Here is a 12,787-nt window from a genome sequence, read left to right on the forward strand (position 1 = left end):
CCTTAATATCTATGTATTTTTATATCATCACTTGATAAAACATAATAATTAAATGTTTCTACACCACTCATACCTTTCGGCTGTGTTTTAAACTTTAGCTTATTGTTAAAGTTTGTTATCATTGCACTGTTTGTTACTACTATCGTTCCAGTTTGTCCTACTGTGGCATTATTTAAGCTCATCTCTTCGCTTTGTGCTGGTTTTATCACAAAGTTATTTCCCTTACTTAAATCTATACTTAAGCTTGTTTGTTCTATTTGGTTTTTAGGTAAAGCGAAATTATCATCATCTATACTAAAACCTTCGCCTAAAACATTAAACAAATCTGCATATTCAGCTTTGCTTAAACTAGCACCATCAAGGGCTTTAAAACCCTTAGGTAAAGTTTGTCCTTTTGGGTAGTTAAAGATAGTTCCTACAGGGATTGTGCTATTGTTTGCACTTATTAAGCTTTCTATCTTTGTGCTTGAATATGTCTTATTGGTTCCTTTGTTGTTATCATCTATGACATCTTGATTCGTTTTTTGTTGAATTTGTTCTGTTGGTAGATTAAAACTACTTTCATCACTTCCAAACTTATCACCTATGATTTCATAAAGTTCTGCATACTCTGATTTATCTAAGCTACTTCCATCAAGTACCTTAAACCCTATCGGAAGTTCTTTGTCCTCCGGATATTCTACTACCGCACCCACCGGCACAGATGGGCTGTTTATATCTATAAGTGTTTCTACTTTTTTACTTGAATACACCTTTATTAAAGATGGCTTTTTATCATCTATAAGCCCATCACTTGATACAGTTTGTATATCATCCTTTAACTCATTTAATTTATCTTTTAGCTCTGTTAGCTCTTGTTCTTTTTGTTTTATCTCATCAGCTGATTGTCTGACTTGATCAACTTCTTGTTTAGCTTCTTCTAACCTATCCATATAATCATCAATTTGTCTATTCTCTAGTTTTACATCTTCTACTTGTTTTATTATTTCTTGTGCTTTTTTATCTAATTCGTTTATTACTTCATCGCGTTTGCTATACCAACAGCACATTTTTTCTTGCACAAAGTCTAATAGTTTTCTTGTTTGGTCTGCGATGTCTTGTGTAGCTTGTTGTTGTCTTGTCTCCACAGTAGCTACTGCATTTTGTGCTACAAGTTTCATCTCGTTTGATTTGTTTTGTAGTTCTTGATATATTTTAGATTTTAGTGCGTCAAGTCTGCTTATACCTTCATCAGCTCTTGCCAAAGCACTTTCTACTCTCTCAAGCTTTGATACTACTTCATCTTTTATACTATCCGCTTCACTTATTTTAGCTAAGCCACTAGATACAGCTTGGTTAATTTCACTAGCCTTAGCTTCTATTTCGCTTTTTATATTGTTTAAGCTAGTTTCATATCCTCTTAAAGCGCTTTCAAGTCCGTGAAGTTGTGCATATTTGCTATCAAAATCACTCTTACTAGAATCAAGTGCAACCTGTATAGCCTTAACATGGACTTCTATTTGCCTAAGCTCTTCAAAGTCCATAGCCTCTATTCTTTTGCCAAGTGCTAAAATCTCTTTACATATCTGAGTAAATTCTTTTTCAGCCATCTAATCCATCCTTGTTTTATCTTTCATAAGTTTGTCAAGTTCTCTTAAGTCTTCTCTGTCAGGGTCTATCTTTTGGTTTTGATAGTCAATAAATAAATAAATAAATTTTCTATATGATAAGTTCTTTATCGTATATACATTAGCCATCCAATAATCCAATTTTTGGATAAAATCACTATCCCATACATAAAAACTATCAATCGCATAATTAATATCATAAGGCTTTAACCACCCCTGTGCCTTTAGTGCTTCTTCTGTGTTGTAGCTTCTCTCATCAAAGTTATTTAGGTTATATTCGCACATTGCACTTTTATAAAGCCTGTCATATTTATAATAAAACTTATCTTCTTTCGCTCTATCTCTTGCTATCAAAGCACATAAAGCATTTAAAAGCATTTTGTCAAGAAAATCAATCTCATCATTATCGTTTTTTGGTAGTTTAAATTTCCTTACAAAATACTTTTTATCAATATAATAATCCACTTCAAAATGCCTATGGTCTATCTCTATAAGCTCAAGTGGAGTAGTTGCCCTAGTTATTTCTAGGGCTGATTTTTCCATAAGCATAAAAAACTCATTATCATCAGGGATTTTTACATCTCCCCTTGTGATAATCTCATATTGTCTTTTAAATGCTGATAGTGTCATTAGTTTGCCTTTAAGCTTTGTAATGCACAAAAGGCATAAGGTGTACACACTCTAAGAGTAAACTCGCTTATTATCTCTTTTAACTCTTTATCATCTGTTGTTACACGACTTTTTACTTCCATAGGACGCCAATTAACCTTAACGATATCTTCAGGGTTATAAGCAATTATTTCGTTGTTTTCAAGATAAGGGTTTAAAAGTATCTTGATATTGCTACCGTATGAGGTGCTTTTTAATGTCTGCACATTCACACCAAGATAGTTAGTGTCCATTGTTGCTTGTTGTTTTTTCTCAAGCAAAAAGTCTAATCTATCCTTTTGGTTATCGCCCATCATTAGTATTTTATAAGGACGTCCTTTTAAAAATCCAACCTTAAGCAAGTCTAATATCATTTGCCAACTAAGCTCAGAACCACCGGCATCTACTTTGTTTGAGCTAGTTAAAAAGCTCTTAAGCCCACCACATTTACCAGCCGTATTAGCAGAGTTTACTCTTTGCACCGCAGCTTGATCTGACACTAATATCTTCTCGATTGTTCTTTTATGCACGTGTGAACTAAGCTCACCTTGCACGGCTAGTTGTTTTTTACCATCTATTCTGTTTCCAGCTGCTTCACTACCTGTAACACCATAAGCATTTTTAACTATCTGAAAGTGATTTTTCAAACTTCCACCTGTATAGTTTTTAAGATCAGCCATCGCTGCACCTTCATTGTGTGCATTATCTATATCACAATCAGGTATCTCATCATAAAACCATTGATGACCCAAACTAACACTTGAGCTTCTATCTGCCGGTGCCATTGTTTGTATCGTGCTTAAAAATGGTGTTTCAGTCCAGCCTATCTGATATATTCTTCTTTCTAAGTCTGCCCCGCTTTTACCAAAAGCTTCTTGTGTTGTTACTAAACCTTGTTTCATTGCCATATTATTATTCTCCTAACTTTATGCAAAAAATTTAGAATAAAAGCCTAACTTATCATCATAGCTAGCTTCGCCTCTATTCATCTTCTCTATCCTCTCATCCATAGAGATACCGCCTGCCATTCCTCTACCTGTGTCAAACTCATCATCTTCTACTTGCTTATCTTTAAAGTGTGTAAGATAGATATTTTCAAAACCCATAGGGTTATAATACAAATCAGCAAATCCCGGGTCTTTCTTATCAAATTCAAGTATCTTATCTATGATTTTTCTAACATTAAAGTCAGAATATTTATTTTTCATAGTTTTATCAATTTCATCTAGCTCACGCTCTTGTTCCATATGTTTGAAGTTATGATATTCATCTTCATTCATAGTTATAGTTTTTGGTTCTTTTGCTTTTGGCTCAGTTTTTTCTGCTGGCTTATCAGCTGCTTTTGTTTCTACTTTTTTTGTGCCTTGTTCGCTATTGTCTGTGCTAGGCTCTTGTCCGACATCATCCAAAGACACATCAAAAGCACTTAAATCTTTATCCATTATTTATCTCCCTCATTGTCTAATAATTCAGGCTCTACCGCTGGCAAAACTTCCACATCTGATTTATGCTCCTTTTCACCCCTGCTAGCCTTTTCAAGTTCAAGCAATCTTCTTTTTGTTTTTACAAGTTCTGCTTTTAGCTCTTCTATGGTTTTAAACTCTACAACACCAAGTGCCTCAGCCTCTTTTTCATCTTTTGATAAAGCTTCCCACTCTTCAGGACTCATCACACTTATGGAGTTTATAAAGCCACCATTTTTTAATCGCAAAACATAATCCCCTATGTTTCCACCATCTACCTGCCCCTTTGTGGCATTTTTACCCCTGCCACCTTCATAGACATTTAGTCCGTTACTTGCTTGATACTTGATAATACCAAGCACTTCAAACTGTTCTTTATATCTCATAAAAACTCCTTTGGTATTTTTCATATTTTATTTATTTCTTTCCTACTTTTTATAAAAACTATACGCCACCCATAGCTAAATTTGCTAATTCTTTTTGCTCATCGCTTAATTCTTGTTCTTGTGCTTCTTGCTGTGCTTGCATCGCTTGTTGTTCTGCCATCGCTTGCTGTTGTGCTTGCATTTGTGCTATATACTCATCTATCATCTCAAGCGGTGCATTTTCACCAAGTATAAGTGTCAAAATCTCTTTTAATATACCCGACACTATCTCTATAGACTGTATGCCGTTTTGAGCTAAGACTCCAAGCAGGCTATTAAGCTGCCCTATCTTAACCTCCTTGCTTATAGTAGTTCCAAACTCTATATTTACATCAAAATCAAGTCTATTACTACGCCTAAAGCTCTCATCACCTATCTTTGCTATAAGCTCTTCATCTTCTGTTATCTTTATAAAGTCATCATCGCTAGTATGTTTATATATAAGCTCTACAAAGTGAGTAGCATAAGATGAAAGCATAGTCTCCATTAGTGTTTGCATCATACTCTCAATTCTCATAGAACTTGATGCATTCACAGTTTGCAAAGCCCCCATTGCACGCCTATCGCTAGGGCTAGTCTGTCCGGTCATTACACTATTTACACCAGTAATTACTTCATACTCATTTTTAAGCATAGCTATCTCTTCACTAAGTGGATATGCATTTGGTTGTGGTAATGGTTGGATTATATCGCTTATGCTTTTACCTTGAATACTTTGCGCCCTTATATATTTTTTTCTTGCAGATATGTCGCTTATAGCTATCTCTCCAACCTCTTTATCTATGATATACAAAGGGTCTATTTGATTTTCTGTTATATCTATCTTTTGATTTCTTTTTATGTTGTATTCTTCTTGTATTTCTCTTGCTATTTCACTTATACAAGACCCATAAACACAGTTTTGATTTTCTCTATCTTCTTCTAAAATCCTTGGCATATCCTCTATACAATACCCAAAGTGAAAAGGTAGTCTTGAAAATGTAGCCTCTCTAACAAGCACATCATTAGCAAAGCTTTTTAATTTCCATACGATCTTATTATCCTTATAACTCTTTTCGTATAAGTCTTTCATCTGTATGCGTGAGCTATCTTTACTATAAGCCCTATAAATAGCCTCTTCATCCTCCACTTGCTTATAGTATTTGCTTTTAATCTTTTGTTTTACTTCTCTTATTGATTGGTGCCATTTGTAGGCTACATATTCTATATCATTTATATCACTTGCATCTTTATCAAAGGCTAGATCGTTTATAGGTATAAATCTAGTTCTTATTTTCTTTTCTTGCCCATCATAATAAAGGCTGGTTATTCCAAGCGGTAGATATAGTGCGGATAATACCGCCTTGCTTAATCCTACCCTATGTTCTGTTTTTTTCCATCTGTTTTTAAGCACTGCTGTTAGTGCATTTTGTAAGGTTAAATCACTATCACTTTTTAAACCAACCCTTGTTATCTCTATAGGACAACGATCGGACATAAAGCTAGTTTTAAATATTGAGTGTATTATCAAAACAGTTGTCTTTATAAGTGGTACATAAAGCCTTGATCTGCTTCTTTCTGTATTTTTTCTTTTTGTGGTTCTGTTATCTTCTTTATATTTTGCAAGATATGCTCTTTCACAATTTAAAAATCGTTCTTGTAACTTTTCTAAATTCTTAAAAGCTTCATTTACTAATTCCAGCTTAACATCAGCCATATAACTATCCTTTCTAACATTTAGAATAGTTTAATTAGTATTTTCCTATTTTTTATAAAGTTTTTTATTTACAAATTTACTTTTTTTATATATAATTTCAAATTAAAGATAACTTGTGATGGATTAAAGCTGTAGTCTTGCATTCAAGGTAGGCATTTGCTTAGTATTCTGCACGCTCCTGGGGTTATCTTTTTTTTTATTTTTGTGGATTATTTTTTGTTTCTTCCGCTTATATGATATAAGCCTAAGATTACAGTACTTATAACAGAAGTGATTGAAAATGCAGTTTGTTCTGTATATACGGCATATGCTACTATACCCAAACAACTAAGTATAACTACAAAAGCCAGCCATTGCCCAATACCAGAGTATTTTATATTTGCGTCTGATTCTTTTATTCTTATTTTTTGTTCATCTTTTTCTATATTTATTAACCCATTCTCAATTTGCCTAACATGTTCATTATTTTGTAAAATTACTTCTAGATACTCTCTAGCCAAGTCTTGATTTATTTTTGCTATACTTGCAAGTTCAGATGGGTTTATCTCTACATTTACATTTGTGTTTTGGATTATAGCCTTTACATCCATATGTTTATCCAAAACATCTTGATTTTTATTTTTTTGAGCTTTTTCTTTTAAGTTGTTCTTCTTCAATTGCTCTATCTCTCTTTTTATAAAAATCTATAAATGTTTCGCCATATTCTTTAGCGTGTTTTATCTTCACAGGCGTAAAAGCATTTCTAAAGCCCATAACAAGATAGTTAAATGCTACATTCATTTTTTGCCTCCTTATCTATCTAATAAGCACAATAATTATACCATATATTAATTAAACTTAATCAAGCTAAAACAACATAAAAGTATTTAATGCCTAAGTAAATATATTTTATCTTTTTTTTCCTAACTTTTATATATTAAAACATCTTCATCTGTATAGAAAACTATTTATTTTTTTTGGTTTTTTAAAGTAATAATTTTTACTTTTAAAAAAGGTTCATCGTCTTCGTGTTCTTTTATAAATTCAGCTTTTAAAATCTCATAATATGGTATATCCAAATTTTTTAGCATTTCCTCTGCGGCCATATTTGGATTACCAATATATCCAGTATCAATTGGGGCATCTTCTCTCGTAATTATAAATTCTTTTACCTTGTATATTGATAACTTGTGATCACCACCAGCTCTTAAACCAGTTTTTACATTTGTTATGTTACCACTATTGTTGCCATTTACTATAACAGAATTGTTATTGTTGCTTATATTGCTCATTGTGTAACCTCTTTTATTTTTAGTAGCTTGTCTTTAAACTCTTGTAATATTTTGTTATTGCCGTATTCTTCAAATAATTCTATAAACTCCATAAGCTCAGAACTAACTTTGTGCTGATGGCTATTTACTATATTTCCACTATTTGAGCCATTGACAATAACTGAATTTTGAATATCTGAATAATTACCCTTGCCATCTAATAGCCATTCCAAGCTAACAAGATTATCCTGTGAAACATCTATTAATCTCTTTGTAGGTATTGATTTTCTATCTTTCCAGCCATTTAAAGTTTTATAAGGAACATTCATTGCAACTGCTAATTCTTTATCTGTTTTGACTTCAAAAAGCCACCTTAATCGCCAAAATATATTTTCAACATCTTGCATTTTTATCCTTTTAAAGTATTTTTTACTATAAAATACTTGACTTTTAAAAAAAATAGGGTTATAATTACCACAAAATTAAGTAAATGATTTGCCAAATATCACACATTATAGCAAATCTTTTACCAAAAAGGGCTTTAAATAATGGTAAAAATAGATTTTGAAAGTATAGGTGATAGACTTGAAGCTATGAGAAAAGTAGCAGGGCTAAACAAGCAAAAAACCTATGAGCTATTAGAGACTACGAAATTTATCTATCACGAAGTCCGTTATGGTAGAAAAAAAATGCCATTAAGTTGGGCTTTTACTTTTAATGAAAAATATGGTTTTAACTTGCAATGGATTTATTCAGGACAAGGCGAAATTTTTATATCAAATAAGGATAACAAATGAGTTTAGAACTTAGCCTATTGATAATATCAGTAACATTTATATCTTTTATGGGTGGAGCATTTTTATCAATATTTTTATATTTGTTTTTTACAAAGGGTAAAAAATGAGACCGATAGGATCAACAAAAGAGCGTTTACCTATATACAACATGACTTTTAATACATTGATTTGCCAATTAAAAATGGATAAGCATATATCAGATGAAACCAAAAACAAGCTAATACAAGCTTACACTTTACTTTATTATACAGGTTGTAGGGTTAGCGAGATAGCAAAATTAGATGTATCAGATATTAAAAATATAATAGCATTAAAAACACTTGCATTAAACGGTCAAACTAAAACTAAAAGACCAAGAACTATCCATTTTACAGATAGAATGATAGCTATAATAAAAGATTTTAAATTAGATAATGCTACTAAACATGGGGATTATTTGTTTTACCAAAATGGCACAAATTACCCTATGGATAAAAAAGGTTTAACCAAACTTTTAAACAACTATCTAATGGCATATCTTAAAACAGACCTTTACACTACGCATAGCTTTAGAGCTGGCTATATAACAAGGATAGTTGAAAGCACGGGCAATATAAGAACGGCTTGTGATATGGTAGGACATAGAAATGTAACTACCACACTTAGATATATAGCTACCTCAAAAGAGCAAAAGTTAGACGCACTTGCAAAGGTATTTGGATGAGAGAGTTTATCCCTATTCAATACTTTGATTTATCAAACACAACTAAAAAAGATATTCAAAACCTTTATTATAGAGATAAGCAAATAGGTAGAACAGATAGATTTATGATTGAAAACGGGCAGTTATTAGTGCATAATGATTATAAATGCCCACATTTTCACAAGGTAGCTGATTTATATTACAAAGCACTTGAATGTGCTAATTCACAAAGAGAGTTAGCAAAATTTGTAGCAAAGCAAACAGGTAAAGATATAAACACTGTGTATTTTTATTTTAGAAATTTCCGTTTCAAAAATCCAGACTTTGCACAACAAATATGCAATCTCTTAAAAAGATTTATAAAAGAAAATAATTTATTTGGGGATTATGATGAATAATGTATTTGAGACAATAAAGCAAACCATATCCAAAGACGACTTAAAAGACTTTATAAGCAATGAATATGGTATAGAATTTAAAGCAAACAATGCCAATGCCTTTTGTCCTTTTCACGATCATAATTTCCAAACACCATCACTAGGAGTGAGTGCCAATAACAACGGAGCATTTTTCCACTGCTTTGCATGCAACACCAGCGGAGATATAACCAAATTTGTAGAACTCAAAGAAAACATATCACCACTACAAGCAGCCAAAAAAGTATGCGAATATTTTAATATACCTTGTGATATTAACGCACAAGACCTATCCGAAGAAGAAAAAAAAGAAAGAGCCAAAAAATTAGAAGCTATAAAAAGACAAAACAAAGAAAGAAGAGCCAAAGACAACGAACAAAAACAAGAACTTATCAAAAAAAATATAATAGCAATAGGCAAAATAGCACCAACTCTTATAAGAGATTTAGAGATAAATTATTCTAGTATCAAAGACACCCTAGAAGAATCATTTCATTTATATTTTATGCCGATATTTAAAGATATTTCAAAAGACCTTTTAGGTTATAGCTTAGAGCATAAAAGCCTAGCTATCATCATAAGAGATAAAAACAACAATCCTATAAATATCAGATATAGACAAAAATTTAAATACGATAGCACTCACAAGATGCTAACAAATGAGAGAATGGACGGCAAATGGATAGGACAAGCAAATATGTCATCTTTTCCTTTTCCACTAAGCCTATATGGAAATCACACAGACGATAAAGTGATAATCTGCGAAGGTGAAAAAGATGCACTAAATTTATATAGTGTAGGGGTTAGAGCCTTGACCTTGGGGGGAGTAAATAATAGCTTTGAGCCTTACAAAGCCTTACTAAAAGACAAGACTGTATATATATGGTTTGATAATGATGAAGCAGGGTATGAAAACGCTATCAAAAAATACCACGAATTAAAAGATGTAGCAAAAAATATATATGTAGTTTTATTTTATGCTATTAGCAAAAAGCTACCACCAAAATATGATATTAGCGATTTTATAGGGGATAATATACCAAAACTACACGCAAATACTATATATGATTTAATATCATATAGTTGCTTTAAAGTCTCAAATGTGCTTATAGATGAGATATGTGATTATTATCCAAAGCTTAGCAAAAAGCTAGAAAAATTTAGAGAGATAGAGCCTTTAAAAGAATTCATAGATATAAAAAAAGAAATTATCCAAAAAGATGATAATGGCAACTATATAAATATTTTTCCAGTCAAAGGCGAACTAGATGATGAATTTATAGACCGCATCCTAGACAAAACAAAAGCCTTAAAAAAAGAACTAGGCAATGAAAGATATGATTTATTAAAAGACCTTTATTTACGCAACTTTGTAGTAACAGAAACAGAAACAGAAAATTTTGAGCGATGGACTAAATCTTTTGACGAAGCCTTTAAGATAAGCAAAACAATGAGATCAAACTATCATCAGACACATATTGTGGATATGGTAGAAAGTCTAAACCAAAGTTTTTACAAACTAGGCTACATCTTAGGCGAATACAAAGGCAACCTATATGTATGGACAAATAACCACTATATGAAAATAGAAATTAATTCTATGGCTAAATTTATACATAGTTACTGGATGAAAGCAGCACGGGTTGATTTAAAAAAACAAACAAGACCAAATGTTGATTTAATAGTAGCAGACCTTATAAGCTTAGCTATCAATCTTGATGAAATAAAAGCAAGACAACAAAGGCGTGTTATAAATATGTTAAATGGCACTATCTTTATAAGTAAAAATGGCAAGGTTACTTTTAAAGACAAGCACGACCACAAAGACGGCGCTACAAATATTCTTAAATTTCATTATGACCCTAATGCAACTTGCCCTAAATGGAACAGATTTTTAAGCCAAGTAATGAGCGATAGTGATGATGAAAAAACACTAATGGAATTTATAGGATATTGTTTATTACCAAGCCATGATTATGAAAGCTTTTTATTTTTATATGGCAAAAGTGGAGCAAATGGCAAGAGCGTTATTCTTGATACACTCAAAAGCTTTTTTGGTGATGATAATATCTCAGCCTTACAACTTCAGCAATTTGAAGGACACCAGCTACACGCCCTAACAAATAAAATAATTAATATAGGTAGTGAGATAGATAAAAACTCAAGCGACAAAGGACAACTTGCCAACTTAAAAGCAATAGTTTCACCAAAGGATAATTTGCAAATAAACCCTAAAAATCAAGAGCCTTATTTATTGCTTCCAAATGAAAAACCAAAACTAGCCTTTGCAGGTAATGAAAAGCCTAGACAAGGTTTAGATAATGCAGTCTTTAGGCGTATGCTTTTAATTAGCTTTGATAAGGAAGTAAAAGACGGACAAAAGATAAGGGGGCTTAGTGATAGATTTGCCGATGAAATGGCAGGAATTTTTAATCTAGCCATAGCAGGACTTGCAAGACTTATCACAAATGGCAAATTTACACGTTCACGCAGAATGCAAAACGAACTAGAAGAATACAAAGACGAAGTAAATCCTATCAGGGCTTTTGTGCGTGATGCAATCATACAAGATGAAAATTATTTTATACCAAGCAAATATCTATATGCGGTATATAAGAATTTCATAGAAGACAAAGGTGGCACACCGCTTAAAGAAAAGAACTTTTTCAAAGCATTTAGAGATGAATGTTTGATGAATAATATAGTAACATCCTACGAACAAAAACGTTTGCAATCTCACTACCTAGGACTTACAAATGATAGACCTTATTGTATCGTAGGCGTTAGAATCAATCTAAATATTGACTTTGATTCAGTAAGTTTTGGCGGACAACAGATATTTATTAACACAATGAGTGTTCGAAAAGGAGCAGAACTTGCTTCTATTTAACCCTTGTCTTATGAATGTCTTATCATTGTCTTATGATTTTACACCGTTCATAAGACAGCAAAACCACGATAAACACGGGGTTAGTAGTGCCTTGTCTTATCATCTTATGATTTTTGCCCCTATATTGATTTTGAAAAATATTTTTTTTATTTTATTTTATTTTTTTCTAACTAATATAGTAAAAATCATAAGACAGATAGAAAACTTAAACAATCAAATAACCATTTTATCGGCTTTCTCTTTTGTCATACGATTTTTAACCTTAATAAGACAGCAAAAAAGCAAAAGCCCATTTTTAGGGGCTTTGCTTGTCTTACGATTTTTTTATGATAATAAGACATATAAGACAGGAGCTAAAAGATGAACGATTTACAACAAATGGCATTTAATATCTACATAGACTCAGCAAGCTTTGAAAATGACTTTAAGCCTATGAGTGAAGAGGCCATAGCCCAAAAGATGAGAAACGAAGGACACGAGACTTCAAGCTCATCCATAAACAGATGGAAAAATAAATTTGAATGGAACAAGGCACTAGAAAATAAAATAACCCTAGCTATGAGTGAAAATAAAGAGTTAAAAAACATAATACAAAAAAGCTCACTACAAACTACCGTAAAAAATACAAAGGTAGATATAGAACGAAATAACATGATAATAGCCGGTAGCTATGAGATCATGGAAAGAGAATTAACAAGGTTGATTAATGACCAAAAACAAAATGGCAAATTAAAGTCCAAAGAAGATATAGAGCTATTTAAATTTATAGCAACACTAAGCACACAAAGACACGACAAAATGCTTGACAGACTAGCACTTATACCACCGGAGTCGGTTTCTGGTGATGAGCTAATTAGCAGGCTCATGGATGTAACCATAGATGTTGAAGTTGAAGAAGATACACAGGAGTAAA

The 12,787-nt window shown here is 32.1% G+C and carries 16 protein-coding genes; 6 read left to right on the forward strand and 10 right to left on the reverse strand.

What is annotated here, in order from left to right:
* Positions 1 to 2: 2 nt before the first annotated feature.
* The 10 genes from CPIN18021_RS01275 to CPIN18021_RS01315 form a co-directional block, all read right to left on the reverse strand.
* On the reverse strand, positions 3 to 1,589 hold the full coding sequence (locus CPIN18021_RS01275) for a phage tail protein (RefSeq protein ID WP_078424224.1): 1,587 nt from the start codon (positions 1,587 to 1,589) through the stop codon (positions 3 to 5).
* On the reverse strand, positions 1,590 to 2,237 hold the full coding sequence (locus tag CPIN18021_RS01280; protein WP_078424225.1) for a hypothetical protein: 648 nt from the start codon (positions 2,235 to 2,237) through the stop codon (positions 1,590 to 1,592).
* On the reverse strand, positions 2,237 to 3,157 hold the full coding sequence (locus tag CPIN18021_RS01285) for an SU10 major capsid protein (RefSeq protein WP_162273637.1): 921 nt from the start codon (positions 3,155 to 3,157) through the stop codon (positions 2,237 to 2,239). Before CPIN18021_RS01285 ends, CPIN18021_RS01280 begins: the two co-directional genes overlap by 1 nt.
* A gap of 24 nt (positions 3,158 to 3,181) precedes the next feature.
* Complete coding sequence (locus CPIN18021_RS01290; RefSeq protein ID WP_078424227.1) at positions 3,182 to 3,697, reverse strand: hypothetical protein; 516 nt, start codon at positions 3,695 to 3,697, stop codon at positions 3,182 to 3,184.
* Complete coding sequence (locus CPIN18021_RS01295) at positions 3,697 to 4,104, reverse strand: hypothetical protein (RefSeq protein ID WP_078424228.1); 408 nt, start codon at positions 4,102 to 4,104, stop codon at positions 3,697 to 3,699. The genes CPIN18021_RS01290 and CPIN18021_RS01295 overlap by 1 nt, the downstream gene beginning before the upstream one ends.
* 58 nt (positions 4,105 to 4,162) lie before the next feature.
* Positions 4,163 to 5,839 carry a portal protein gene (locus CPIN18021_RS01300; RefSeq protein ID WP_078424229.1) on the reverse strand — a complete coding sequence of 559 codons (1,677 nt, stop codon included), beginning with the start codon at positions 5,837 to 5,839 and terminating at the stop codon, positions 4,163 to 4,165.
* Between the two features lie 209 nt (positions 5,840 to 6,048).
* Complete coding sequence (locus tag CPIN18021_RS01305; RefSeq protein WP_078424230.1) at positions 6,049 to 6,495, reverse strand: hypothetical protein; 447 nt, start codon at positions 6,493 to 6,495, stop codon at positions 6,049 to 6,051.
* On the reverse strand, positions 6,455 to 6,619 hold the full coding sequence (locus CPIN18021_RS08800) for a hypothetical protein (protein ID WP_157888031.1): 165 nt from the start codon (positions 6,617 to 6,619) through the stop codon (positions 6,455 to 6,457). The genes CPIN18021_RS01305 and CPIN18021_RS08800 overlap by 41 nt, the downstream gene beginning before the upstream one ends.
* Positions 6,620 to 6,786: 167 nt before the next feature.
* Positions 6,787 to 7,110, reverse strand: coding sequence for a hypothetical protein (locus CPIN18021_RS01310; protein WP_078424231.1), 324 nt, complete (start codon positions 7,108 to 7,110; stop codon positions 6,787 to 6,789).
* Positions 7,107 to 7,496, reverse strand: a complete 390-nt coding sequence (locus tag CPIN18021_RS01315) for a helix-turn-helix domain-containing protein (protein ID WP_078424232.1) — start codon at positions 7,494 to 7,496, stop codon at positions 7,107 to 7,109. Before CPIN18021_RS01315 ends, CPIN18021_RS01310 begins: the two co-directional genes overlap by 4 nt.
* Positions 7,497 to 7,637: 141 nt before the next feature.
* Here CPIN18021_RS01315 and CPIN18021_RS01320 point away from each other — a divergent pair, with 141 nt between their 5' ends.
* The 6 genes from CPIN18021_RS01320 (at position 7,638) to CPIN18021_RS01345 (ending at position 12,786) form a co-directional block, all read left to right on the forward strand.
* A complete protein-coding gene (locus tag CPIN18021_RS01320; protein ID WP_078424233.1) occupies positions 7,638 to 7,886 on the forward strand; it encodes a hypothetical protein in 249 nt (82 codons plus the stop codon).
* 103 nt (positions 7,887 to 7,989) lie between these two features.
* Positions 7,990 to 8,589, forward strand: coding sequence for a tyrosine-type recombinase/integrase (locus tag CPIN18021_RS01325; protein ID WP_078424234.1), 600 nt, complete (start codon positions 7,990 to 7,992; stop codon positions 8,587 to 8,589).
* Positions 8,586 to 8,966, forward strand: a complete 381-nt coding sequence (locus CPIN18021_RS01330) for a hypothetical protein (protein ID WP_078424235.1) — start codon at positions 8,586 to 8,588, stop codon at positions 8,964 to 8,966. The genes CPIN18021_RS01325 and CPIN18021_RS01330 overlap by 4 nt, the downstream gene beginning before the upstream one ends.
* Complete coding sequence (locus CPIN18021_RS01335) at positions 8,959 to 11,874, forward strand: phage/plasmid primase, P4 family (protein ID WP_162273638.1); 2,916 nt, start codon at positions 8,959 to 8,961, stop codon at positions 11,872 to 11,874. Before CPIN18021_RS01330 ends, CPIN18021_RS01335 begins: the two co-directional genes overlap by 8 nt.
* Positions 11,861 to 12,238 carry a hypothetical protein gene (locus CPIN18021_RS01340; RefSeq protein ID WP_078424237.1) on the forward strand — a complete coding sequence of 126 codons (378 nt, stop codon included), beginning with the start codon at positions 11,861 to 11,863 and terminating at the stop codon, positions 12,236 to 12,238. The genes CPIN18021_RS01335 and CPIN18021_RS01340 overlap by 14 nt, the downstream gene beginning before the upstream one ends.
* Positions 12,235 to 12,786 (forward strand): hypothetical protein, encoded by a 552-nt coding sequence (locus CPIN18021_RS01345; RefSeq protein WP_078424238.1) that lies wholly within the window; start codon positions 12,235 to 12,237, stop codon positions 12,784 to 12,786. The genes CPIN18021_RS01340 and CPIN18021_RS01345 overlap by 4 nt, the downstream gene beginning before the upstream one ends.
* Position 12,787 lies beyond the last annotated feature (1 nt).

The sequence above is a fragment of the Campylobacter pinnipediorum subsp. caledonicus genome (assembly GCF_002022005.1).
Lineage (GTDB): Bacteria > Campylobacterota > Campylobacteria > Campylobacterales > Campylobacteraceae > Campylobacter_A > Campylobacter_A caledonicus.

Coding starts and splice junctions, on each gene's coding strand:
- CPIN18021_RS01290 (WP_078424227.1), bottom strand. CDS start 3,697: ATGGATAAAGATTTAAGTGCTTTTGATGTGTCTTTGGATGATGTCGGA.
- CPIN18021_RS01325 (WP_078424234.1), top strand. CDS start 7,990: ATGAGACCGATAGGATCAACAAAAGAGCGTTTACCTATATACAACATG.
- CPIN18021_RS01280 (WP_078424225.1), bottom strand. CDS start 2,237: ATGACACTATCAGCATTTAAAAGACAATATGAGATTATCACAAGGGGA.
- CPIN18021_RS01330 (WP_078424235.1), top strand. CDS start 8,586: ATGAGAGAGTTTATCCCTATTCAATACTTTGATTTATCAAACACAACT.
- CPIN18021_RS08800 (WP_157888031.1), bottom strand. CDS start 6,619: ATGAATGTAGCATTTAACTATCTTGTTATGGGCTTTAGAAATGCTTTT.
- CPIN18021_RS01335 (WP_162273638.1), top strand. CDS start 8,959: ATGAATAATGTATTTGAGACAATAAAGCAAACCATATCCAAAGACGAC.
- CPIN18021_RS01275 (WP_078424224.1), bottom strand. CDS start 1,589: ATGGCTGAAAAAGAATTTACTCAGATATGTAAAGAGATTTTAGCACTT.
- CPIN18021_RS01300 (WP_078424229.1), bottom strand. CDS start 5,839: ATGGCTGATGTTAAGCTGGAATTAGTAAATGAAGCTTTTAAGAATTTA.
- CPIN18021_RS01345 (WP_078424238.1), top strand. CDS start 12,235: ATGAACGATTTACAACAAATGGCATTTAATATCTACATAGACTCAGCA.
- CPIN18021_RS01285 (WP_162273637.1), bottom strand. CDS start 3,157: ATGAAACAAGGTTTAGTAACAACACAAGAAGCTTTTGGTAAAAGCGGG.
- CPIN18021_RS01315 (WP_078424232.1), bottom strand. CDS start 7,496: ATGCAAGATGTTGAAAATATATTTTGGCGATTAAGGTGGCTTTTTGAA.
- CPIN18021_RS01320 (WP_078424233.1), top strand. CDS start 7,638: ATGGTAAAAATAGATTTTGAAAGTATAGGTGATAGACTTGAAGCTATG.
- CPIN18021_RS01310 (WP_078424231.1), bottom strand. CDS start 7,110: ATGAGCAATATAAGCAACAATAACAATTCTGTTATAGTAAATGGCAAC.
- CPIN18021_RS01295 (WP_078424228.1), bottom strand. CDS start 4,104: ATGAGATATAAAGAACAGTTTGAAGTGCTTGGTATTATCAAGTATCAA.